Source organism: Marinobacter sp. ANT_B65, from assembly GCF_002407605.1.
In the GTDB taxonomy this organism is placed as follows: Bacteria; Pseudomonadota; Gammaproteobacteria; order Pseudomonadales; family Oleiphilaceae; genus Marinobacter.
Window position 1 is genome coordinate 105,257 of record NZ_NXGV01000005.1, and the last position, 21,823, is coordinate 127,079.

Below are 21,823 nucleotides of genomic sequence, written 5' to 3' on the forward strand. Positions count from 1 at the left end.
GCAGGGTGGGAATGTCATGATCCGGATATTTACTACAGGCGGCACCATCGACAAGGTGTATTTTGATGCTAACAGCGAGTTTGAAATCGGTGAGTCTCTGGTACCGGAGCTATTGGCAGAATCCAATATCCACAAGGGCTACAGCCTGAAGGGGCTATTGCGAAAAGATAGCCTGGAGATGACTGATGAAGACCGGAGGCAGGTTCTTGATGCCGTTGCGGCCTGTGAATGCAGCCGGATTCTGATTACCCACGGTACTGACACCATGGCTGAAACCGCCAGAGAGTTGTCGTCCCTCAGTGACAAGACCATTGTTCTTACGGGAGCGATGCAGCCTGCCCGAATGCGTCGTAGCGATGCAGTCTTCAACATGGGGTTTGCCTGGGCGGCAGTGCAGCTTTTGCCGCCCGGAGTTTATATCGCCATGAACGGGGAGGTGTTCGAGGCTGGTGCTGTGCGGAAAAACCTGAAAGCCCAGCGCTTCGAACGTACCTGAAGCACTTTCGATTCAGCCTGCCGACGCGATTTCCTGTTCCGTCAGTTCCCGGTAGGCGCCGGGCTCCAGTGCCGGGTCGAGAATAATGTCGCCAATACTTTGCCTGTGCAGGGTCTCCACGTGGCTTCCTGCTGCTGCCAGCATGCGCTTGACCTGGTGGTAGCGTCCTTCTGATATGGTTAACTCAATAAGATCCGGCTCCAGAACGTTTACCTGCGCAGGCTTTGTGGGCACAGGGTCGTTTCGAAGCATTACACCTGCTCTGAGACTCTCAATAGCCGATTCTGAAAGGGGAGTGCTCAGTCTTGCCTGGTAGGTCTTGGGGCAGTTCACTTTGGGTGAGGTGATCCGGTGAGACCATTGGCCGTCAGTTGTCAGCAAAAGCAAGCCGGTGGTGTCGGCGTCCAGACGACCGGCGATGTGAAGATCGCGGGTCAGTTCTGCCGGCAAAAGGTCCAGTGCCGTCGGGTGCTCGCTGTCGCGGGTTGCGCTGACTACGCCGGAAGGCTTATTGAGCATCAGGTAGCGTTCGCCCTGCAGTGTCAGCGTTTCTCCTTCCAGTACTACCTGGGCTCCTGCCGGAATGTGTTTGCCGGTATCTTTCCAGATCTCACTGTTTACTGTGACACTGCCAGCGTGAATAGCTCGCCGGGCCTCTTTGCGTGAAAGTAGTGAGCTTGTGGCAATAAACTGATCAAGGCGCATAGTTATAGCGCTCCATGCTGGCTATTGGTGTGCAAGGAGCGGCTAGAGTGTTTGAGTCCATGAGTCCCGTATAAGTGTTGGAAAGTGGTGATGAGTATTATGCGCGGATCGGGAGATCAAATCACGGAAAGCGGGAATTGAGAAAGGCAGGAGCTTAAACGGCCAACACCCCGGGCTGGATTGCGGCGCAGGGTGTCGGTCTGGTACATCTTGTTACTGCGGGCGCTGGCAAACTAGCCGGTTAACGCGCCAGCCGGTCAGGCTTTGCGGCGACGAGCCATGCCAAGACCAGCGAGCCCCAAGCCGAGCAACGCAAGGGTGCCGGGCTCGGGAACGGGTAGGGCTGTTGCGTTAAGCCTGGCATACAGCTCGTAATCACGTTTAGTACTTTCGGGCGTGCTGCCGTCGGCGGCCAGGCCAATTAGTTCCAGAGAGTACTCGAAACCTCCGAGAATAAAGCTGGAGCTTGTGACCGATGCACCGGTTTGGGCAATGATGTCGTCAACCGGGCCATTGTTTTCATTCCAGCACCAGATCAAAAAGCATTCCCGGTATATGGCGTTGTCCACTGTTTCGTTATGTGAAAACACAAATGTACCTGCTGCGGTACCTGTGTCACCAAAGCCGGAAAGGCCAAGTGTTATTGCAAGGTCGGTCGATGTCAGCACCGGGCCGGCGACTTGCCTGTTTTTGTGGGTCAGTGTACCTAGGCTGAAAATCGAATCATCGACGATCTGTATAGGCAGAGGGCTCGCATCAGTGAATTTGTAGCTGCTTTTTGGGCCCTGTCCCCAACTGATGAAATTGGTGCCGTCACCATTAACGCTGCCACCGTTGGTGTTCAGTGTGTTTTCAAATGTGCCTTCAATCGACGTTATGTCAACCGGAAACGCGGCTACACTCATGGCGGCTGTCAGCAGCAGCGCACCGAAGGATCCTTTCGCCAACATCTTCATGGCATTACTCCTGACCTTAATGATGAGATGACATAATTCATTTATGTCGCAAGTTACTACCATTAAGCCAGTTTCGTGCCAACTATAAAATGCTATTTATAACAATGAGTTGCGGGCCCGGTTTTTTTGACCTGTAAACAAAGCTGACGGTGTCAGCCTGCACTGATCTCAAGCCCGTCAAACAGCTCTTGTCCAGGGTAGCCATCGGCTATCAGGCCTGAATCATGTTGATATTTCCGGATAGCGGAACGGGTTGCCGGCCCGAGAATACCGTCGGGTTTGCCTGCGTTGTATCCGCGCTCGTTGAGAGCAGACTGGAGTGCCATTATGGTGTCACGTGACAGCGCCGGAGTGTCAGTCGGTGGCGGGTTCTGGAGTACGCCGGCACCAGCGATGCGGTCGGCCAGATGGCCGACTGCTATGGCGTAAAACTCCGAACGGTTCCAGCCCATAATTACCTTGAAGTTGTGATATGCCAGAAAGGCCGGACCGCGATGTCCGGCCGGAACGACCAGTGCAGCATTGATCTCTTCCCGGGCGAGCGGTTTTCCAAATGCATCGGTAATGCCTAATTCGCGCCACTTGTTCAGTGTAAGTCTCCGGCCGTCGGCCAGTGAGTAGTCAAAATTCTCAGGCAACTGCACTTCCCGGCCCCAGCGGTACTCTCCATCCCAGTTCATGGACTGAAGAAAGCGTCCGGCAGACATCATCGCATCTGGCAGGCTGTGCCAGAGGTCACGACGCCCATCGCCGTCGGCGTCCACTGCGTGCTTGAGAAACACGGTGGGCATGAACTGTACGTGGCCCATGGCTCCTGCCCAGGAACCTTCCATTTGATCTGCCGGGATAGCGCCCTCATCAATGATGCGCAGCGCAGCGATCAGCTGCTCGGTGAAAAAAGTGCTGCGACGTGCGTCGCAGGCCAGCGTCGTCAGTGAATCTGGTACTGACATTTTCCCGAAGTAGCTGCCAAAGTTTGTTTCCAGCCCCCAGAAGGAGACCAGATAGGCCGCAGGTACGCCGGTTGCTTCGGTAACCCGTGCCAGTAATTCACTGTGCTCTTTGATCAGTTCACGCCCCTTCGTCACCCGGTAGTCATTCACCCGGCGGTTGAGATAATCGGCGAATGTAGTGGTGAACTCGGGTTGCTTGCGGTCCAGTTCGATGACACGGTCTATATGTTTGACCCCTGTCATTACTTCCTGGGCCGTCTTGGCACTGACTCCGGCCGCAATGGCTTTTTCCTGTAACTGCAACTTGCACTCTTCGAAGCCGTCGGGGGTTTCAGGGATAGCTTCACTTTCTGCAAAGGCAGGCAGCGTAGACGTAGCCAGAAGGGCTGATAGAGAAAGACGGCATGCCATATGCCGGTTGGGCAGAATCCTTGCAAGCTTGATCAGCACGTGAAACCTCGATCAGGATAAAAGATGTGGACGATAACAGTCATGGTAGCGCGTTTTCATTCCAGGGAAACGCTTTACGGGGCTGCCAGGAGTGACAGTTCTTTAACCTGTTGGCTCCGAAGCCTTTTGAAGTGCCGTTTCTGTCTGTCTTCGTGTTTGAAGTTTGTGGTTTTTTGTAGTTTGCAGGTTTCCCTTGAGGGTCTTTGTTCTATAGTTGGACGATACATTTACGAGAGTTGGATGCATGGCAACGCTGAAAGCGCTGGTGGTTGATGATGCCAGTTTTGTAAGAGACCTGGTCAAGCGGACAATACGCCAGCGGTTTCCGGTTATTGAAACCACCGATGCCCAGAACGGCCGCAGGGCTCAGTCACTTATGTCCCGTGCGGAATTTGACCTGATTCTCTGTGACTGGGAAATGCCGGAAATGTCTGGTCTTGAGTTGCTGCAATGGATGCGCCAGCAACCTCAGTATGAGAAGACTCCATTCATCATGATTACCAGCCGTGGTGATAAGGATCATGTTATTGAGGCGGTGAAGGAAGGCGTCTCTGAATACCTTGGCAAGCCATTCAGTCCGGAAGGCCTGAGCAAGAAAATCATCAAGGTAATGGGGCAGACTCTGACAGCTGCCATGGGTCAGAGTGGAAAATCCATGGCGGGCCCGGCTGATGCGTTCAAAGAGTCGGCTGTTCTGCTTACGCAAAAACGTGAAACCCAGTCGCCACTCCCGACAGCCTCTGCGTCCTCGGTACTCTTGTCTCCGGAAAGTCCGAAACCGGCGGTGGCCAAAAGCAGTAGTATGAGTCTGGCCTCGATCCGCTTTGCAGAAAGTAGCCTGAAATCGGCGGTAAAAGACATTAACCTGACGGAGGTGAGGGTCATTGCAAGGCGGGATCAGGACTTTCCGGGCATTCTGGATCAGGCTGTTGTTGATATAGAGACCGGCGAAGGCCAGATGGCCAGGCTGAATGGTTATGTGCATCAGTTGCAGGCGGTTGATAAGCGCCGGGATACCGATTTTGTGAGCATCACTGTCCGGTTTGTGGATGAAGATCCGAAGAAACTTGAAGACCTGTCTCGTTTTATAGCGCGCTTCCGGGCCGGGAAGCGCTGAATTCTTTTTATCTCCCAGGCCCCATCCGGGAGTATGTTACTTTTCCGGGCCCTCTATCAGCCGATCTGCCGGGAAATGGCAGGTAAATTCGCTGCCTTTGCCGAGTTGGCTGCGTATTTCCAGGCTGCCATCATGGTTGATAAGTGCGTGCTTTACGATGGCCAGACCCAGGCCCGTACCGCCGGTGTCTTTATGCCGGCTGGGGTCGGCGCGGTAAAAGCGTTCGGTTAGCCTGGGGAGATGAATCTCATCGATGCCCGAGCCGGAATCTTTTACCGAAAGATGTCCGCCTTCACTGTTGGTGGACCAGAAGACGCTTACCTGACCCTTGGCGGGCGTGTATTTGACTGCGTTGAATATCAGGTTGGAGAAGGCACTGCGCAACTGGTATTCGTCGCCTTTCAGGAAGTGTGCTCCGGACGCTTCAAAGGTAATCTCGTGTTGCTTCTTTCCACTGAGTGTCCGGGCATCCTGGCATATCTGCCGGACAAGACAGTCTATGTCGGTGGGTGTATTGCTCTGTGTGTGTTCACTGGTTTCAATCCTGGAGAGCAGAATGAGATCAGTAATCAGTGCTTCCATGCGCGAGGACTGGGTGCCCATGGTATTGATTGCCCGCTGCCATTTGGCAGGGAGATCGCCAGCGTTGTCCGCCAGTGTTTCCAGATAACCGCTGATCACTGTAAGTGGCGTCCGCATTTCGTGGGAGACGTTGCTGACGAAATCCCTGCGCATCTGTTCAAGCTGGTGCAGGCGTGTAACATCCTTGGCTACAATCAGGCGATCATCATTTCCGAACAGGCTGATCTGGATCTGCAGGTGAATATGGGGCCTGGAGGGCGAATGGATTTCAAGGGGCTCGTGGTAGTTCTTGGCGTCGAAGTAGGATCTGAAGGCAGGTGTACGGATGAGGTTAAAGATGTACTGCCCCTGATCCGTGTTGCGCCGAAACCCCAGCAAATACTCCGCCGAGCCGTTCCACCACTCCATAGTACCGCGTGCGTTGGTCATAATGACCCCATCGCGCATGGCATTGGTGGATTCCTGTATGCGATCTATTCGTGCCCTCAGCCTGTCGAGGGTTTGCAGGTGATTCTGGTTGAGTTTATGCAGTTTTTCAAAAAGAATGCCCCAGATGCCGATGCTTTGAGGCGCTTCGGTTGTGTCATTCGGGGCCGCCAGCCATTGTGCCAGGCGATGAATCTGATAAAGATTCCAGAGCATATAGGCTCCGAGGCCTGAGATCAGCCCGTAAAGCGGATATCCAAGGTACAAACCAGCAAGGGTTGTGCCTGCGAGACTGGCAAGCGTGTAGCGCAGATGGCGCGACCAGTTATGCTGCATTAACGGCTACCCTGTATTGCTTTTGCGGTTTGTACCGGCCTTATCAGGCAGGCTGGATAGAGAAACGGTAACCGGCGCCTCTGACTGTCTGGATAAGATAGTCGTGGTGTTCACCCAGAGCCTTGCGCAGCCGCCGGATGTGCACATCAACGGTTCGCTCTTCAACGTAAACATTGCCACCCCACACCTGGTCCAGAAGCTGGGAGCGTGTATACACTCGTTCCTGATGCGTCATGAAAAACTGCAGTAAACGATACTCTGTAGGCCCGATGTTAAGCGAGCTATTGTTTGCAGTGACACGGTGGCTTGAGGGGTCCAGTGTCAGACCGTCAACTTCGATGGGGCTGTCGATACCAGGAGGTGTTGCCCGGCGGAGCACTGCTTTGAGCCGTGCGACCAGTTCTCTGGGGCTGAAGGGTTTGGTGATGTAATCGTCAGCACCGACTTCCAGGCCGCGGATTTTGTTGTCTTCCTCAACTTTGGCGGTCAGCATGATAATGGGGATGTTTGTTGTGGTCTCTTCTTTTTTCAGGCGCCTTGCGAGCTCTATGCCGCTGCTGCCCGGAAGCATCCAGTCCAGTAAAATGATATCCGGTTGTCTGTCAATAATCAGGGCATGGGCTTCACGGGCATCTGCGGCTTCCATGCAATCGTAATCGGCCATTTCCAGTGCGACTGCGATCATTTCGCGGATCGCGGGTTCATCGTCGACGATCAGGACGGTTTTTCCAGACATAATCTATAACCTGTTTCAGACCTTGATTTATTGCTGACCTATTACAACGTCCCAATGTTACAACTATGTGACAAGGTTAGCCCATTCTGGCGCGGGCTCCGCAAAGCGGCTTTCTCAGGAAAGGAAGAGGTCGATAGCCAGGCCTGTAAAAACAGAAAAACCGGCCCAGTTGTTATTCAGAAATGCCTTGAAACAGCCATCGCGGTCGCGATCTTTGGCCAGAAACTGCTGGTAGATGAACAGGCAGGCCATGGCCAGCAGCCCGAGATAGTAAAAGGTGCCCAGTTCGCTGCGGTGTCCAACGATGACGAGTATGAATATCACCATGGCCTGGAGCACGCCGATGATCGTACGGTCGGCCTCACCGAAGAGGATGGCGGTAGACTTGATGCCTACTTTGATGTCGTCATCGCGATCAACCATGGCATAAAACGTATCGTAGGCAACCGTCCAGAGAACGTTGGCGGTAAAGAGTAGCCAGGTAATCTGACTGAGTTCGCCGGCCTGGGCGGCCCATGCCATGGGGATCGCCCAGGAAAATGCGGCGCCAAGAAACAGTTGGGGCATGTGGGTGTAGCGCTTGGTGAACGGGTAGATAAAAGCCAGTGCGGCTCCGGCGAAGGACAGATAGAGCGTGAGGGTGTTAGTAAACAGCACCACCATCAAAAACGAGATAACACATAGTCCACCGAAAAGTGCGACAGCCTCCCGGGGCTTTATCCTGCCGGTTGTCAGCGGCCGGTCTTTGGTGCGCTCGACATGTTTATCCCAGTCACGGTCTGCAAAATCGTTGATGGCGCAGCCGGCGGCGCGCATGAAAAATACACCCAGAGTAAAGACAAGGATATTGCCGATGTCCGGGCTGCCTTCCCCTGCAAGCCACAGAGCCCAGTATGTGGGCCAGAGCAGGAGCAGCGAGCCAATAGGGCGATTGATACGCAGCAACTGTGCGTAGTCGGCAAGGCGACTCCGTATGTGTTCTGGCACAGCATCAGGCAACATGGATATATCCGTTTGGGGTGTTTTGAAAAGAGTGTCTGAAAAATCAAAGTATAAAGATTATAGCCAGTGCATGGGCACGGGTGAAAGTCAGAGTGTTTTGCTGTGGTTTGTCAGTTCGGGTCGTAAAGAACCGGCAGCAGGTATTCGCCCACAAGCAGGGCGCTCTTTTTGTTGCTGAACAGGGAGCGGCGCGCAATTTCAGGAGCCCGGGATGGCGATGAGCGGAGATTCAGGCGGTTGCAGAGCCCTGTTTCAATCGGCCCGCGTTGCCATTCTCGGCAACTGAACAGATAGGCTCCCAGCGGTTTGCTACCAAGGTGAATAAGGCGCCGGTCTGCACCTGACAGGCAGGCAAGGGGAATAACCGTGCGCGCGAGAACCCAGGGCTTCCCGTCTCCACACAGACGTACCTCGCGGATCCATGCCTTTTGGCGCAGAGGGATTCTGAGGCGCCGGGCTTCTTCAAGAGTAGGTGCAGCGTAGCCTTCCCGCTGAACTTCCACGTGAAACGCGCTTGCGCACTGCTTTTGCAGAGCCCGGGTAAAGGAGCCCTTTACCTGCAGCCATTGCCGGGCCGGGCCATGGACATCCGGATTGCGAAGCCCGGCTGCGGCGAGAGACTGATACCAATCTGTTGGTGGAATAATCAGATTGGTGCTGTCTGCGCAGATACCGATATCAGAGACCTTTGACGGCATAGATTCCGGGAGCGTTACGCCAGTAGCCTTTGTAGTCCATGCCGTAACCGAAGAGAAAGCGGTCTTCTACATCCAGTCCGGTGAAATCGGCTTTCAGGCCCGGACGGGCCTTGCGGTCATGCTGTTTGTCTACCAGTACCGCAGTCAGAACCTGCTTCGCGCCATGGGCCTGGCAGTAGTCAGCAATGGCGCACAGGGTGGTGCCTTCATCAAGGATGTCGTCAATAATCAGTACAATGCGATCTTTCATGTCAGCTTCAGGCTGAAGCTTCCATTCAAGAATGCCGCCGGTGGTTTCCTGGCGGTAGCGCGTTGCATGAAGGTATTCCGCCTGAACCGGAAACCTGAGCTGAGGCAGTAGTTGGCCGGTAAAGATCAGCCCGCCGTTCATTACACAAAACAGCAGAGGATTACTGTCTTTGAGGCGGCCGGTAATGTCGTCGGCCAGAGCACGAATAGCAGCCTGTACCTGTTGCTCACCAACCAGGCAATCTGCTTCTGCCATAACCTGGTTCATTTCGGCGACGGTATCGCTCATAACGGTCGGTCCTGTCGTAAAACCGGCGATTATACCGGAGAGGGACTGTGGAGGGGAGGGGGGGTAGCCCCGACAATTGACAGAAAAAGCCAGGTGGATGCGTCTGTGCCGGAATTGGTCAATCCGGATGCTCCGGGTATTATGGCGTGGCGAGGCTTGAAAATTATTCTGTAAGGTGGATTTTGCGGTTTGCCGGAGTAACAAAAGCACTTGCTTAAAGCATATTGTTCGACAATTACCGTAGCAGCCACAGGCGTGTGGTGGAGAGATTGTATATGAAGAAGTGGCAGTGCGTGGTGTGTGGTCTGGTTTATGATGAAGCGGAAGGCTGGCCCGAAGATGGCATTGAGCCGGGTACAGTGTGGGATGATGTGCCCGAAGACTGGGTCTGCCCCGATTGTGGCGTAGGCAAAGAAGATTTTGAAATGATTGAGATCGGCTGAACCCGAGCGGAGTATCGTTATGACAGAGCAGGCCCCCATAGTTATTATCGGAACCGGTTTGGCGGGATATTCTCTGGCCCGGGAAATTCGCAAGCAGGATAAGGAAATCCCGGTTGTGATGGTGACTGCTGATGATGGTGTCAGCTACTCCAAGCCGATGCTGTCCACCGGTTTTACTAAAGGCAAGGATGCAGACGGATTGGCCCAGGCTGCTACTGAAGCTATGGCAGGGCAACTTGGTCTTGAGCTCCGGACCTTTACGACGGTGACTGGCATAGACACGGAAGGTCACAGGGTTTTGCTGGGCGATGAGAGCCTGTCATATAGCAAACTGGTGCTTGCCTGGGGAGCGGGGGTTATTCGTCTGACCATACCGGGTAGTGGCCAGGAGCGTATATTCCCGATCAATGATCTTGCAGATTACCGTGCTTTCCGTAAAGCGCTGAACCCGGATAGTCGTGTGGCTATTATGGGCGCAGGACTTATTGGTTGTGAATTTGCGAACGATTTGCGTAATGGTGGCTATGAGGTGGATGTGATCGCACCTTCCGATGCTGTCATGCCGAGCTTGCTGCCGCCATCTGCTGCCGGTGCAGTTCAGGCAGAACTCGAATCGCTGGGTGTGCGCTTTCATCTGGAAACCGTGGTTGAGCGGATTGAGGCGGCAGAACCGGGTGTAACCCTGTTTCTGGCCAATGGTGATCAATTGCAGGCGGATCTGGTGATTTCCGCTGTGGGGCTGCGGCCCCGCACGGCATTGGCGCAGGCTGCCGGAATCGACACGGGCCGTGGAGTCACGGTGAACCGGGCTCTGGAAACCTCGGCTCCGGATGTCTATGCACTGGGCGATTGCGCGGAAGTGGACGGCCATGTACTGCTTTACGTACTGCCTCTGATGGCCTGCGCCCGTGCACTGGCAAAAACCCTCACAGGTGAGCGCACAGAAGTGAGCTATGGCACCATGCCGGTGATGATCAAGACACCTTGCTGCCCGGCGGCAGTCTGCCCGCCGCCATCAGATGTTGAAGGCAACTGGGAAGCCGAGATGGACGGCACCAGTGTAAAAGCCCTGTTCAAAAACGCGGAAGGCGATGTATTGGGCTTTGCGGTAACCGGCCGCTTTGCGCTGGAGAAACAGGCTTTGTCCAGGGTTGTACCACCCATTCATTCATGAGCAAGCTGCTCTCGCAGGCGCTTCACGTTGCGAAAATACCCCGCTTGGGGTAGAAACCCCGTCGTATGCTAACGAATCAACAGGAGCAGGCATGCTTGAAATTACAAAAAAACTGGTGGAGTTGCTGTATCTCTCCCCGACTGGAGAGGATCACTATCGCGGCGACAGCCAGGACCTTGGGTTTCCTCATGTATTTGGAGGACAGGTTCTGGGGCAGGCGCTGATGGCTGCCAGTCATACCGTTGAAGGGCGCCTCTGCCATTCCATGCACGCTTATTTTCTGCGCCCGGGCAACCAGCATATGCCTATCGATTATGAGGTTCAGCGGGTGCGTGATGGCAGGAGTTTTGCGGTTCGCCGTGTCATTGCCCGCCAGGATGGCAAGGAAATTCTGACCGGCTCCATGTCGTTTCACGCTGAAGAAGAGGGGTTCGAGCATCAGATCACGATGCCTGATGCGCCAGATCCTGAAACCCTGCGCTCAGAACAGGAGTGGGGCAAGATAATGGCGCCGCAGGTGCCAGAGAGGATGCGGGAGATCATGACCCGTGACCGCCCAATCGAAATCCGGCCTGTGAATCCGGTGAACCCGCTTCAGCCGGAAAAGCGCCCGCCACACAAGCAGAGCTGGATTCGTGCTGTCGGTCCTTTGCCGGATGATCCGGTTCTGCACCGTTGCCTGCTCACCTATGCGTCAGACTTTTCTTTCCTGGGTACGTCCCTTAACCCCCACGGTGTGTCCTTCATGAACAAAGGGCTGCAGATCGCAAGTCTTGATCACGCTATCTGGTTCCATAGGGATTTCCGTATGGAGGATTGGTTGCTGTACGACAAAGACAGCCCCAGCGCTTCTTTTGGTCGTGGCTTTAATCGCGGCAACTTTTTCAATCAGAAGGGCGTGCTGGTGGCCTCTACGGCACAGGAAGCGCTTATTCGCCAGCGCTGATAGCGAAGGTTATCCGGGCGAGTGTTGTTCAGGGGCTGCATTGAGCCTCTCTGTGAGCAGGCTGAGTAATTGTTCCAGCGGCAGAGGACGGCTCAGCAGGTAGCCCTGAATCATGTCGCACTCCATCCCCTTCAGCAGGATTGAAGTTGCCTCGTCCTCTACGCCCTCAGCGACTACCCGGTAGCCGAGAGCGTGGCACATATTGATGGTGGTCTGGACGATAACCCTGTCTTCCTCCCGGGTCGCCAGATCGGTTATGAGCGACCGGTCGATCTTGATTTCGCGGGCGGGCAGTTGCTTGATGTAAGACAGTGATGAGTAACCCGAGCCAAAGTCATCAATTGAAACCGGAATACCGGCATTTACCAGTGAGTTAAGTGCTTTCAGAGCGTTGGCAGGATCCTGCATCATTGATGTTTCAGTAACCTCAAAGACAATGGACCCCGCGTGCTGTGGGTGTGCACTCATAAGCCGGTCTACAAACAATGGGAAATCCGGCTCCCGGAGGTTGTAGGGTGAAATGTTTACCGAGATATCGAGATGATGCCCCTGCTCCGAAAGCCGGGTGCGAATCTGCAGAGACTGCTTCAGTACCCAGCGGGTCAGTGGCTTGATCATGCCCGACTGTTCAGCCAGCATGATCACTTCATCTGCAGGAACACACGGCTCCCGCCCGGGCCAGCGTATGAGTGCTTCCAGGCTGTCAATCCGGCCCGTCCGGAGGTTGAGCTTCGGCTGTAAATAGAGTTCCAGCTCCTCGTTTTCGAGGGCATGCTGTAACTCCGAGATCATTGTAAGCCGTCCGGCACTGTAGGAATCACGAGAGCTTTTGTAATAAGCGATCCCGAGCTCCCTGGCCCGGTCTGAGCCCTCTGCGATAACGGCTCTGCGTATCAGTGAAATGGCATCGCTGCCATGGGCAGGCGAGATGGCAATGCCGAGCTGTGCATTCAGCGGAACCTGCATTCCAAGATAATCAATGGGGCTACGGATAGCTTCCACTGCTCGTGCAACAGATAAGTGGGCGCTTTCCGCAAGGCATGCATCGACGACACAGGCAAAGGTCGCTGAGTCGAGAGAGGCTACGAAAAACTTGCGTCCGTTGTGCTGTCCAAGGGAAATAATACCGGGCAGTTCCCGTGTAATGGCATTCAGCCTTCGTGCCGCCAGCTCCAGGATCCGGTCGCTGTTCTGGTGGCCCAGTGTTTTTGTTACTGACTGCAGGTTGTTCAGGTGGATGACTACAACACCGTGTCGCTTGTCCGGGGCCTGGTGAAGGAGGTCGCTGACCTGCATCTCAAAACTGGTGCGGTTGGGCAACCCTGTAAGAGGGTTATGCAGGGCGTTTTCAATCAGCTTGAGCTCTGCTGAACGCTTTGCCGCCATGGCTGAAAGCTCTGCCTCACGGGCTTCTACCTTGTCCTCACGCTCCCGGTACAGGCGTGCGGCCAGAGCCAGAGCAATGAGTGTCGCTTCAATCACTGAGCCGATTTGCATGCTGTAAGTTGTGATGAAGTTGGTAGGAAGCAGGCCATATGTGCTCGCGCCTGTAACTGCGCCACCAAGAGAGAGCGCACCCCAGGCAATTGTGTAGTAGCCAGCCTGAGGCTTTCCACGCATCCATTGCAGGGGGCCGATTACAGTGAGCAGTACGGTGCTCAGAAGGGCCATGGCGACCGTAAGCCGGATGGCGGAGCTGTATTCAGCAAAGCTGCCTGCGAACACTGTCGCCAGATTCAGGAAAACGAAACCGAGCAAGATGCGATTGAGGGTTGGCCCGTTTTTTATAAGGTTGAGGAAGTCCCTTGCAAACAGCAGAGTGAATATTATGGCAAGAGGGATTGCAGCCAGTGTGGTATGGCTGTGCAATGCGGGACTTTCCGGCCAGATCAGTTGGAATGTTGTTCCATTCAGGTTACCGATGAGCAACAGGTAACTCAGGGTTGAGAGTACGTAAAAAAGATAGACCTTCTCTCGTAATGCGAAAAAAACAAAAAGGTTAAAGAAGATAATGCTGATCAATATGCCGTAATAAACGGCGTGGAGCTGTTCTTCAATGGAGGCGTGTTCAAAGAAGGCCTGGGTGTTCCAGAGCGCCATCGGAATCCTCAAGGTACCTCCGGTGCGAACCTCCAGAAGAATCTGACCGCCGCTGTTGGCTTCGGGGCTGAACGGGAATAAAAAGTGACGGTTGAGAACAGGGCGCTGGGCAAACGGTTTCAGGTCGCCGGTAATGATCGTTTCGGTGAGCTTTCCGTTTTTGACAATGTAAAATGCGATGTAGTCAAGGTGGGGGAAGGCTATCTCCAGTAAATCAATCTGGCGGTCAGCGGGTATGTCAAATCGAAGCCATGCGGTGTCGAGGGTATAGCCAAGGTTCGGGCTGTTGGTTTCCAGTGGTTGCCAGCCTTCAGCGGTCGCAGCCTCCAGTGCAGAGAGCTGTACATCAGGTGACTGCCGCAAAATCTCTACGTCGGGAAAACGAAACGTCTCTGCACTCTGGCAACTGAAAGCCAGAGATATGAGCAGTATCAGGGCTGTCAGCGCCCTGGACGAAGGTCGTTTTTTCACAGATCACCGTTAATCGTCATATTTGCCTGAATTGTCTTTATTGCAATTATTAGCGGTAAAAACGGTATTGAAATTACGTTCAGGTCTATAGGGCAGATACCCACTCGCGCACCCAGGGCAATGCCTCATCTTCAGGTTCCAGGGTTTCCGATGCATCAATGCGCAGGGTCTCGCCAACCTTGCGGGCAGCGGTTTCATAAAGCGCTTCTTCCATAAGCTCTCCTGCACCACAAAAAGTATCCCCGTAGGAGCTGTCTCCGAGAACGATTATGCCAAAAGGCCTGCCCGGCTGCTGTGGCAATTGCTCACGCAGGGCCAGATAGAAGGGCAGCAGATTAGCGGGAATCTCGCCCTGGCCAGTTGTTGATGTGCACACCAACAGTGCGGATGTGTTCAATGTTATATCGTCAAGGGTCGGGTTTTCCAGAACGGATACCGAGTGACCATCAGCATCCAGTGCCGTTTTGATGGCTTTTGCGGTCATCAATGCGCCCCCATAGACGCTGCCTACCAGAATTCGAATATCTGCCATGATCATACCTGTTCGTTGCAAAGGCGGGTTGCTGATGGCGCAGGATCATAGCGGCAGGAGCAGTTGGCCTCAAGCGCCTGGTTCGGCCTGGGTTTCTGTATTCTGGCTTCGGACCCGGGGGGCGATCCGGTTACGGCCTGCTTTCTTGGCGCTGTATAGCTGCAAGTCCGCTTGCCGGAGAAGGTTGTCAATAGAATTGGCCTGAGCGATGGAGCAGACGCCCGCACTCATGGTTATGGGTAAAACCTGTCCATTGAAGCTGAAGGTGCTTTGGGCCACTTTGCTGCGTAAACGTTCTGCCAAAGTGAGCGCCGGAATCAGTGAGGTGTCCGGTAGTAGCAGCAGAAACTCTTCACCGCCCCAGCGGGCTGCAATGTCGGTCTGGCGAATGGTGGATTGCACAAGGTCAGCGAACTGTACCAGAGCTGCATCGCCAGCGTCGTGTCCATATTGATCGTTGATGTTCTTGAAGAGATCCAGATCGATCAGGGTAATGGAGAAATGGTGTCCGGAGCGCTGGTATCGTGAAAACTCCTCCGACAACCGGTTCAGTATATCCCGGCGGTTCGAAAGACCGGTCAGTTCATCGGTTTTGGCGGTGCGTTCGTGGGCCCGGGCCAGCTCCAGAAGTTCATTGCGGGCCTTTAGTCTGCTCGCCTCCAGGACAAAACAAAGGATCGACTCAAAAGTCAGTGCGGCAAAAAAGCGGATCTTGAAGTCGCTGTCATACTCTGCATGTACAAAGGGCAGGCCCGGAAACTGAAATACAATAACTGCCACCAGGCAAACCAGCAGCAGGATCATCGTGCCGGTTTTCAGATTGGTCATGAAAAACAGCAGAGGTGGGAATACATAGAACCATAGAGGCCCGGTATTGCTTTCACCCCCGGAGGCAATCAGGTAGGTAAACAGGGCGCTGGATATGACGATCAGCCCGACTTTTTGCCTGCCATGATTGCCTGTACGTGCAAACCAGTTCAGATTTGCAAGGAGGGGAAGGGTAAATGCCATCAGAACCAGAGCGTGAGTGCTGTGACCGGAGTGCCAGGCTTTGAAGGCAATGCCAACAAGAAATACCACAGCGGCAAGGGTCAGCCAGGTCAACATCCGTGAAATCTGGGCATCTTCTCGTTCCCGGGCGGCTTGGTAGCCCGAGGATGTATCTCTGGTCATAGTGGCTCTGTCTGAATATCTGGCGCGCTTGTGCAGCATTCCGGCGCTTGTACCTATTATGTATCAGCCAGTGGTCTGTACGCATCCATTACATATTTGTTGTGTGATCGAGTCGCGGTGCTGCACATTTGTTTCAATTTAAAGTCAAAAATTCTATAGTTGCGCGCAACACATCGGTTCGCTCTCCATTCAGACCAAATGAGACCTTTTCAGCTATGGCCCGTTCAAGAGGATTCCTGGAAACTCTTCTTACCAGCAGCTCTACGGAACGATATCGAGTCGGGTTCAGCCTGTTTTTTCTGTTGGGCGTCTGGCTGGTTGTAGGTTCCTTCAGTGCTGGTCTTCCCAACAATGCACTGTTGATGGCAGCCGCGGTTATCGGCGGCTATATGGCTATTAATATAGGTGCCAATGACGTTGCGAACAATGTTGGCCCGGCGGTCGGCTCAGGGGCTTTGTCGCTGGGGGCCGCCGTTCTTCTGGCCGGTGTTTTCGAGTCGGCCGGTGCGCTGATTGCCGGTGGCGATGTAGTGTCGACCATCAAGGGCGGCATTATTGACCCGACAAATCTGAAAGATGGGCACACTTTTGTCTGGTTGATGACAGCTGCATTGCTGGCGGGAGCTCTCTGGTTAAATCTTGCAACCTGGATGGGCGCGCCGGTATCCACCACGCACTCCATTGTAGGAGGCGTGCTTGGTGCAGGCATTGCTGCGGGTGGCTGGGGTATTGCCGACTGGGCGGTTATGGGCAAGATTGCCGCGAGTTGGGTTATCTCCCCTGTACTGGGCGGTGCTTTGGCGGCTTTGTTGCTGTTTATCATCAAAAAAACGGTGCTCTACCGGAAAGATGTAGTGCCTGCCGCTCGTACATTCGTACCCTGGCTGGTAGCCATAATGGCCTGGGCGTTCGGGACATACCTGATGGTCAAGGGCGTAAAAAAGATCATCAAGGTTGATTTTCTGACGGCCTCTCTGGTGGGCCTGGCTGCTGCGGTGATTGTATTTGTAATCGTGCGGACCCTTACTGCCCGGCGTGCCGCCACGATGGAAAACAGCACCAGTGGGGTGAATGCGTTGTTTACCTGGCCGCTGATCTTCGCCGCCGCCTTGTTGAGCTTTGCCCACGGTGCAAACGATGTAGCAAATGCTATTGGCCCGCTTGCAGCGATTAACGACGCATTGTCCAATGGTGGGGTCGCCACGTCTTCGAGTATTCCTTTGTGGGTTATGATGGTGGGTGCCCTGGGCCTGACGGTAGGGCTTATGCTGTTTGGCCCGCGCCTGATCAGAACCGTAGGTAGTGAGATTACCGAGCTGGATAAAACCCGTGCGTTCTGTATAGCCCTTTCGGCTGCATTGACGGTTATTCTCGCCTCGCAACTAGGCTTGCCGGTGAGCTCTACACACATTGCCATTGGTGGTGTTTTCGGCGTGGGCTTCCTGCGTGAATACCTGAAATCCAACTACGCTACCCAGTTGCACAAGATCATGGAGGAGCGCGACGAGGTTGACCGGGCGCGCCTCAAACCATTCCTTGATGATTTTCGCAATGCGTCTGTGGAGGAAATGGAAGGTCTTCTGAAACAAGCCAGAAAAAAGAAACAGGTGCCCTTGTCCAAGTCGGATCGCAAGCGCCTGAAGAAGATCTATAAAGAAGAAATGGTCAAGCGTTCGCAATTGGCGCGCATAGCCGCAGCCTGGATTATAACCGTGCCTGCGTCAGCAGTTATGGCTGCTATTCTGTTCTTCACTTTGCGCGGGCTTTTGATTTAACGTACTGACTGGCTGTAGCACGCGGGTTTGGTCATACTGTGCATAAGTTGCGGGAGTTGAATGCTCCCAGAAAATTCATTTGTCCGGAGGGTGAGGTATGAGTACACCGGTTGAAAGCCGTCAGGCCAGGGTGATTGATGAACTGCGGGTGTTCATCAAGAAAGTGCTGAGCGATCCGACGATAGCAGTAAAGTCTGTAGATATTGCTCGCAAGTATCGCAAAGAAGCGGATTCCGATGAGTTGATTGCCCGGGAAATCAGCGCTAACACAACTATCCGTATTCCGGAAAAGTGGAGCGAAGCGGATCGCATGTTCCTGGATATTATTCACGAAGTGCTGGACGACGAAGAGGCGCTTTACTGAGTTAAGTGCTCGATGGAGTGAGCGAGGCGGGGCCGGTTTCAGAAGCACGCTGTGAATACTTCCCTGTACGCTCGGCTCCGCCATCCATGGCTCCGCACGGTTTCCGAAACCGGCCCCACCCCGCTCACCGGATCTTGGGAGTTATATTCCGTCAGGCCTGCTTCCGATCCTGCTTAAGCACAGCGTCTGCCATCTGATGCAATATTCTGATCTCGTCCTGAATCCCTTCTTCTCCTGAAAGTTCACGCTGTTCTTCCAGAATGTCAGCCAGGATTTTTGGTGTTGTGAGCGGGTTTGCCAGCACAACCCGGAAAACAATACACGGGAAATTGTAGTAGCAGTCGGGTTCCAGTCGGGTTCTTGAAACAAATGCCTTACCCCGCTCGCGCTGGGTTTTCTGGATAAACTTGGTAACGCTGTTCAGGCAGGCATTGAGTTTTTCCGCCTGGAGCGGATCCGCCAAAGCGAGAGCCTGCTGCACGTCGTCCGGGCAGTAACGGTAGGTAAGAATGTTCAGTTCGGGCCGGGTAACCAGTTCAAAGTCTGGCTGCGCTTCAATCATGTCAGCGAAAGTGGCCGCTTTCTCGATGCCCTGGTCAATCAGGATCTCGTAGCCCTCGCGGGCAAGAATTTTCAGGCCAGAGTGAATCAGCATGGACATGCCAGGGCGGGAGCCCTCCAGTGTTGTTGTGCCCAGATCCCGGGAGCCCTTCCGGATGATGTATTGGGCGTGATGCTCAACTGCGCTAGCCAGGCTCGGGTCTTTGAACACAACCAGACCGGCGCCCATAGGAACATACAGTTGCTTATGGGCATCGATGGTGACGGAGTCCGCCTGTTCTATGCCTCGCAGCAGGTGACGATAGGTTCTGGAGAACAGTGTAGGTCCACCCCAGGCAGCATCCACGTGAAAATGAGCGCGGAATTCCCGGGCAATATCCGCCATGGCATCAAGGGGGTCTACGTTGCCGGTTTCGGTGGTGCCGGCTACGCCACAGATTGCCAGGATCTTGATTTTCTGTTTCTGCAGTTCCAGGCATTTGTCGCGCAGGGCATCGGTCTGGATCCGGTTGTTATCGTCGGTATCTACAGCTACAAGTGACTCGCGGCCAAGGCCTAATACATCGGCAGCCTTTCCCAGAGAATAGTGACCACGGCGTGAGACCACGATAGCCGCGCCCTCGTAGCCATAGTATTTAAGTGCGCGGAACAGGCCTTCCTGATGCAGGCCGCGGAAGCTGCCTTCAGCGGGGAATGCGCGGTTTCGGGCTACCCAGAGTGCTGTCAGGTTGGCGACGGTGCCACCGGAGCACATGGCGCCGAGGGCATAGCGGGGGTCGTGCATCCACTTCCGGTAAAAAGCGCCGTCTTCCTGATATACCAGCCTGTGAATCATGCCGAGAACCTGGCGTTCCATAGGTGTAAACGCTTTGGAAGTTTCCGTTTTTACCAGGTTCTGGTTCAGGGCGATCATGATTTTGGACAGCGGTAACATGAAATATGGCAGCGCTGAGGTCATGTGGCCGATAAAAGCTGGTGAAGCGGTATGAACCGAATTGGCAACAAGCTTGTCGAGCAGAAACTGGGCCTGTTCGGACACAAACACGGGCTTTTCCGGGATAGCATAGTCTGAGAAATTCTTCTCGACGTCTGCCAGGTCCCGTTCAACCGCAACGATATGCTCCTGCAGGAAGCCTGCAAGATTGCGGGAAATGTCTTGGTCAACCCGGCTAAGTGTGGACTCCGGTGCCTCTGGCACGGTGAACACGCGGTACATTGCTTCGACTGAAGCCTGGGCGGATTTTTTCTTACCGGTCATAGATACCACACACAGTCAGTGGTCATCCGCAGGGTCGGTTCCGGATACCCGACGGATACAGCCGGGGTTTGGTTCCCGGCATTGGTTACTTGTCGCCTGTTGCTTTCAGGCTCACTGGCATCCTTGAGGTGGCGTAGTATACGGGCTGCTGTAATGTTGTGCCACAGAGCTTTGTCAGAGAATTTCTATGTGAATGTCGAGTAAGGCCGTGTCGATTTCCTGTGTTCGGAGTTTGGATCGCCCTCAGCACGATGGCATGCTCTATCAAATCGGGAAGTATATTCGGTTGTTACTATATCGTCTGAAGCGTTGCTATCTCGGGTCTGGGGGCCATCCGCGACCACACGAGTACTGTTTCTTCTTCTATTGTACTGGCAAGGCTTGGAGCCGATATGCATCGCTCAGGCGCTTTGTTCGGGACTTATCGTGTTATTCATCGCCAGGGAAAGAACTTTATTGTGCTTTCTGGATATGCCGGTTTGAGAAGGTATCTGACAGCACCGGTTTATGGCGTAGGAAACCCGAAAGTCATCAAAATGGGGATAGGGCAAGCAGCAGCAAAGGGGGCATTAAAAACCGGTGCAGTCCTGACACTGATCCTCAGTCCAGCTGTGAGAACTCTGGAGTGGCTTTTTACCGATGAACTGAAAAAGATGGAGGCGATGCTGGCCCACATAGCGACGGACATTGCGAAAGGCTTTATTACTGCGGGAGCTGCTTATTTTGCCGCAGCCATGCTTCTTAACATGGTGGATAATAAATTGGGCTTAACCGAGAAACTCGCCGATGCGCTGATTCAACATAAAGAGTCATGGGCTACGGCTATGGAAGAAAATAGAAGAAGTGTTGAGCAGATCCGGAGAGAGGCCAATTACTATTTCGGTAGCACGCGCGGTAACCTCGATTTTATTCGTCGTTTTGGTGGTTGGTGATGGGTGCGAGTAGTGGTTCATTGCCCCCTATCAATCGTCCCATTGCATTTTGGGGGGGGTGCTTGTATCAGGAATGGGTATTGGTCTGACAGCCTTATCTGTCTGGGCCCTTTGGGTCAACCATAGAGACTATGCTGAGGCTATCCAGGCGGGAGCACCTATCCTTCTGGAAGATACAGGAATTACAGCTATGTATCTTGCCCCGATCGCCTATATGGGGCTTGCTCTATTTGGTATGTGTGGGGTCGTTGTTGCGATTCGAGGTAAGGCTTTTGTAAAAGAAGTGTCTGATAAACTGAACAAAGTAGTGGCGTTGTTACTTGTTGTCGGCGTTTTCGGGATGCTTTCTGGCTCTTATGTCGCGAATAAGCTGTGGGCTGAACATTTCCATAATCAGGGTTATGTAGAGTGTTCCCAGCCATTCCTGATGACCGGCAAATGGTTTACTGCCGTATGGGTTGATTCGGTATCCTTGTGTGACGACAGAAGGGTTCTCAAGTTGTTTGGTGCTGGCAAGCATGTTTCGTATATCAATACCTTTATTGAGGAAAGCCGACACTAAAAGTCTGCAGCAGCGAGGTCTTTGGTTATATGTGGGGGGCTGACACTGCTCCCCCAGTTGTTGGTCTCGGCTACTGCAAGCTTTCACTGTCTCGTAATCCTAACGAAGACTATGCTGGATTTGCCTTTGAACTCTGGGGCCTGAGTCGTGTGATTAAATAAGTTCCCTGTGGACGTCAAGTATCGCCGCGTCGATTTTTTCCTGAATGGCTTTTTCGATCTGGTCCAGACGTTGGGTGATCAGCTGTGAGGATGTGCCAAGGGCAGCGATTGTCCAGGTCGCGCAATCCAGGGCTTCATGATCGGCGGTTTCTGCTACGGCCAGGTCCGGTTCTCTGCCCCATGTGGCGCGCAGAGGGGTGAAGACTTTGCGTTTGGCTTTGAGGTCTTCGCAGCCGTAGAGTTGGAAGTGTAGGGTGAGTACGCCTACGTGGGGTGTTATCGCGGCATGTTGTTGAGGTGCGTTGCCTTCTTTGAGTAGTTTTCTCAGTGCTTCAGACATGGTTCTTCCGATTTGGGTGCAGGAACCGGGGAAGGC

22 protein-coding genes are annotated in these 21,823 nt (G+C 53.9%); 9 read left to right on the forward strand and 13 right to left on the reverse strand.

Translation table 11 applies throughout. The features are described 5' to 3' along the window. The first annotated feature begins 16 nt into the window (after positions 1–16). Positions 17–496 carry an asparaginase domain-containing protein gene (locus tag CPA50_RS17875; protein WP_096783902.1) on the forward strand — a complete coding sequence of 160 codons (480 nt, stop codon included), beginning with the start codon at positions 17–19 and terminating at the stop codon, positions 494–496. A 12-nt stretch (positions 497–508) separates the two neighbouring features. Here CPA50_RS17875 and CPA50_RS17880 read toward each other — a convergent pair whose 3' ends face one another. From CPA50_RS17880 to CPA50_RS17890, 3 genes are all read right to left on the reverse strand, one after another. Continuing rightward, positions 509–1,201 carry a pseudouridine synthase gene (locus CPA50_RS17880; protein WP_096783903.1) on the reverse strand — a complete coding sequence of 231 codons (693 nt, stop codon included), beginning with the start codon at positions 1,199–1,201 and terminating at the stop codon, positions 509–511. Positions 1,202–1,458: 257 nt separating this feature from the next. Next, positions 1,459–2,157 (reverse strand): THxN family PEP-CTERM protein, encoded by a 699-nt coding sequence (locus CPA50_RS19495; RefSeq protein ID WP_179397262.1) that lies wholly within the window; start codon positions 2,155–2,157, stop codon positions 1,459–1,461. A 152-nt stretch (positions 2,158–2,309) separates the two neighbouring features. Continuing rightward, on the reverse strand, positions 2,310–3,560 hold the full coding sequence (locus CPA50_RS17890; RefSeq protein WP_227519719.1) for a lytic murein transglycosylase: 1,251 nt from the start codon (positions 3,558–3,560) through the stop codon (positions 2,310–2,312). Between the two features lie 244 nt (positions 3,561–3,804). On the opposite strand from CPA50_RS17890, the gene CPA50_RS17895 reads away from it, so the two are divergent. Then, positions 3,805–4,677 (forward strand): response regulator, encoded by an 873-nt coding sequence (locus CPA50_RS17895; RefSeq protein WP_096783905.1) that lies wholly within the window; start codon positions 3,805–3,807, stop codon positions 4,675–4,677. A 36-nt stretch (positions 4,678–4,713) separates the two neighbouring features. On the opposite strand, the gene phoR is transcribed toward CPA50_RS17895, so the two are convergent. The 5 genes from phoR to CPA50_RS17920 form a co-directional block, all read right to left on the reverse strand. Continuing rightward, positions 4,714–6,021: a phosphate regulon sensor histidine kinase PhoR gene (gene phoR, locus CPA50_RS17900; protein WP_096783906.1), complete on the reverse strand. Its 1,308-nt coding sequence runs from the start codon at positions 6,019–6,021 to the stop codon at positions 4,714–4,716. 43 nt (positions 6,022–6,064) lie between these two features. Beyond that, positions 6,065–6,757, reverse strand: coding sequence for a phosphate regulon transcriptional regulator PhoB (phoB, locus tag CPA50_RS17905; protein ID WP_096783907.1), 693 nt, complete (start codon positions 6,755–6,757; stop codon positions 6,065–6,067). Positions 6,758–6,871: 114 nt separating this feature from the next. Continuing rightward, positions 6,872–7,759: a 4-hydroxybenzoate octaprenyltransferase gene (gene ubiA, locus CPA50_RS17910; protein ID WP_096783908.1), complete on the reverse strand. Its 888-nt coding sequence runs from the start codon at positions 7,757–7,759 to the stop codon at positions 6,872–6,874. Positions 7,760–7,869: 110 nt separating this feature from the next. After that, the gene (locus CPA50_RS17915) at positions 7,870–8,457 is read right to left on the reverse strand and encodes a chorismate--pyruvate lyase family protein (RefSeq protein WP_096783909.1); all 588 of its coding nucleotides are present in this window, start codon (positions 8,455–8,457) and stop codon (positions 7,870–7,872) included. Further along, positions 8,438–8,995: a hypoxanthine-guanine phosphoribosyltransferase gene (locus tag CPA50_RS17920; RefSeq protein WP_096783910.1), complete on the reverse strand. Its 558-nt coding sequence runs from the start codon at positions 8,993–8,995 to the stop codon at positions 8,438–8,440. Before CPA50_RS17920 ends, CPA50_RS17915 begins: the two co-directional genes overlap by 20 nt. A gap of 275 nt (positions 8,996–9,270) precedes the next feature. On the opposite strand from CPA50_RS17920, the gene CPA50_RS17925 reads away from it, so the two are divergent. The 3 genes from CPA50_RS17925 (at position 9,271) to CPA50_RS17935 (ending at position 11,558) form a co-directional block, all read left to right on the forward strand. Next, on the forward strand, positions 9,271–9,438 hold the full coding sequence (locus CPA50_RS17925) for a rubredoxin (RefSeq protein ID WP_096783911.1): 168 nt from the start codon (positions 9,271–9,273) through the stop codon (positions 9,436–9,438). Between the two features lie 19 nt (positions 9,439–9,457). Then, positions 9,458–10,612: an NAD(P)/FAD-dependent oxidoreductase gene (locus CPA50_RS17930; protein WP_096783912.1), complete on the forward strand. Its 1,155-nt coding sequence runs from the start codon at positions 9,458–9,460 to the stop codon at positions 10,610–10,612. A 91-nt stretch (positions 10,613–10,703) separates the two neighbouring features. Next, positions 10,704–11,558, forward strand: coding sequence for an acyl-CoA thioesterase (locus CPA50_RS17935; RefSeq protein ID WP_096783913.1), 855 nt, complete (start codon positions 10,704–10,706; stop codon positions 11,556–11,558). 9 nt (positions 11,559–11,567) lie between these two features. On the opposite strand, the gene CPA50_RS17940 is transcribed toward CPA50_RS17935, so the two are convergent. The 3 genes from CPA50_RS17940 to CPA50_RS17950 all read right to left on the reverse strand — a co-directional run bounded on the left by CPA50_RS17940 (position 11,568) and on the right by CPA50_RS17950 (position 15,834). Beyond that, entirely contained in the window at positions 11,568–14,129 is a 2,562-nt protein-coding gene (locus tag CPA50_RS17940; RefSeq protein ID WP_096783914.1) for an EAL domain-containing protein, read from the reverse strand. 85 nt (positions 14,130–14,214) lie between these two features. Further along, positions 14,215–14,661 carry a flavodoxin gene (locus CPA50_RS17945; protein ID WP_096783915.1) on the reverse strand — a complete coding sequence of 149 codons (447 nt, stop codon included), beginning with the start codon at positions 14,659–14,661 and terminating at the stop codon, positions 14,215–14,217. A gap of 69 nt (positions 14,662–14,730) precedes the next feature. Beyond that, positions 14,731–15,834, reverse strand: coding sequence for a GGDEF domain-containing protein (locus CPA50_RS17950; RefSeq protein ID WP_096783916.1), 1,104 nt, complete (start codon positions 15,832–15,834; stop codon positions 14,731–14,733). Between the two features lie 215 nt (positions 15,835–16,049). Here CPA50_RS17950 and CPA50_RS17955 point away from each other — a divergent pair, with 215 nt between their 5' ends. Together CPA50_RS17955 and CPA50_RS17960 are read left to right on the forward strand one after the other, a co-directional pair. Beyond that, entirely contained in the window at positions 16,050–17,609 is a 1,560-nt protein-coding gene (locus tag CPA50_RS17955; protein WP_096783917.1) for an inorganic phosphate transporter, read from the forward strand. A 97-nt stretch (positions 17,610–17,706) separates the two neighbouring features. Beyond that, positions 17,707–17,973, forward strand: a complete 267-nt coding sequence (locus tag CPA50_RS17960) for a hypothetical protein (protein ID WP_096783918.1) — start codon at positions 17,707–17,709, stop codon at positions 17,971–17,973. 151 nt (positions 17,974–18,124) lie between these two features. Here CPA50_RS17960 and panP read toward each other — a convergent pair whose 3' ends face one another. Then, entirely contained in the window at positions 18,125–19,792 is a 1,668-nt protein-coding gene (panP, locus tag CPA50_RS17965; protein ID WP_096783919.1) for a pyridoxal-dependent aspartate 1-decarboxylase PanP, read from the reverse strand. Positions 19,793–20,184: 392 nt separating this feature from the next. Here panP and CPA50_RS17970 point away from each other — a divergent pair, with 392 nt between their 5' ends. After that, on the forward strand, positions 20,185–20,724 hold the full coding sequence (locus tag CPA50_RS17970; protein ID WP_096783920.1) for a hypothetical protein: 540 nt from the start codon (positions 20,185–20,187) through the stop codon (positions 20,722–20,724). Between the two features lie 73 nt (positions 20,725–20,797). Further along, entirely contained in the window at positions 20,798–21,286 is a 489-nt protein-coding gene (locus CPA50_RS17975; protein WP_143750767.1) for a hypothetical protein, read from the forward strand. 153 nt (positions 21,287–21,439) lie between these two features. Here CPA50_RS17975 and CPA50_RS17980 read toward each other — a convergent pair whose 3' ends face one another. Then, on the reverse strand, positions 21,440–21,787 hold the full coding sequence (locus CPA50_RS17980; protein WP_096783922.1) for a DUF503 domain-containing protein: 348 nt from the start codon (positions 21,785–21,787) through the stop codon (positions 21,440–21,442). Between the last annotated feature and the right edge of the window lie 36 nt (positions 21,788–21,823).

Coding starts and splice junctions, on each gene's coding strand:
- CPA50_RS17875 (WP_096783902.1), top strand. CDS start 17: ATGATCCGGATATTTACTACAGGCGGCACCATCGACAAGGTGTATTTT.
- CPA50_RS17880 (WP_096783903.1), bottom strand. CDS start 1,201: ATGCGCCTTGATCAGTTTATTGCCACAAGCTCACTACTTTCACGCAAA.
- CPA50_RS19495 (WP_179397262.1), bottom strand. CDS start 2,157: ATGAAGATGTTGGCGAAAGGATCCTTCGGTGCGCTGCTGCTGACAGCC.
- CPA50_RS17895 (WP_096783905.1), top strand. CDS start 3,805: ATGGCAACGCTGAAAGCGCTGGTGGTTGATGATGCCAGTTTTGTAAGA.
- phoR (WP_096783906.1), bottom strand. CDS start 6,021: ATGCAGCATAACTGGTCGCGCCATCTGCGCTACACGCTTGCCAGTCTC.
- phoB (WP_096783907.1), bottom strand. CDS start 6,757: ATGTCTGGAAAAACCGTCCTGATCGTCGACGATGAACCCGCGATCCGC.
- ubiA (WP_096783908.1), bottom strand. CDS start 7,759: ATGTTGCCTGATGCTGTGCCAGAACACATACGGAGTCGCCTTGCCGAC.
- CPA50_RS17915 (WP_096783909.1), bottom strand. CDS start 8,457: ATGCCGTCAAAGGTCTCTGATATCGGTATCTGCGCAGACAGCACCAAT.
- CPA50_RS17920 (WP_096783910.1), bottom strand. CDS start 8,995: ATGAGCGATACCGTCGCCGAAATGAACCAGGTTATGGCAGAAGCAGAT.
- CPA50_RS17925 (WP_096783911.1), top strand. CDS start 9,271: ATGAAGAAGTGGCAGTGCGTGGTGTGTGGTCTGGTTTATGATGAAGCG.
- CPA50_RS17930 (WP_096783912.1), top strand. CDS start 9,458: ATGACAGAGCAGGCCCCCATAGTTATTATCGGAACCGGTTTGGCGGGA.
- CPA50_RS17935 (WP_096783913.1), top strand. CDS start 10,704: ATGCTTGAAATTACAAAAAAACTGGTGGAGTTGCTGTATCTCTCCCCG.
- CPA50_RS17945 (WP_096783915.1), bottom strand. CDS start 14,661: ATGGCAGATATTCGAATTCTGGTAGGCAGCGTCTATGGGGGCGCATTG.
- CPA50_RS17950 (WP_096783916.1), bottom strand. CDS start 15,834: ATGACCAGAGATACATCCTCGGGCTACCAAGCCGCCCGGGAACGAGAA.
- CPA50_RS17955 (WP_096783917.1), top strand. CDS start 16,050: ATGGCCCGTTCAAGAGGATTCCTGGAAACTCTTCTTACCAGCAGCTCT.
- CPA50_RS17960 (WP_096783918.1), top strand. CDS start 17,707: ATGAGTACACCGGTTGAAAGCCGTCAGGCCAGGGTGATTGATGAACTG.
- panP (WP_096783919.1), bottom strand. CDS start 19,792: ATGACCGGTAAGAAAAAATCCGCCCAGGCTTCAGTCGAAGCAATGTAC.
- CPA50_RS17970 (WP_096783920.1), top strand. CDS start 20,185: ATGCATCGCTCAGGCGCTTTGTTCGGGACTTATCGTGTTATTCATCGC.
- CPA50_RS17975 (WP_143750767.1), top strand. CDS start 20,798: ATGGGTATTGGTCTGACAGCCTTATCTGTCTGGGCCCTTTGGGTCAAC.
- CPA50_RS17980 (WP_096783922.1), bottom strand. CDS start 21,787: ATGTCTGAAGCACTGAGAAAACTACTCAAAGAAGGCAACGCACCTCAA.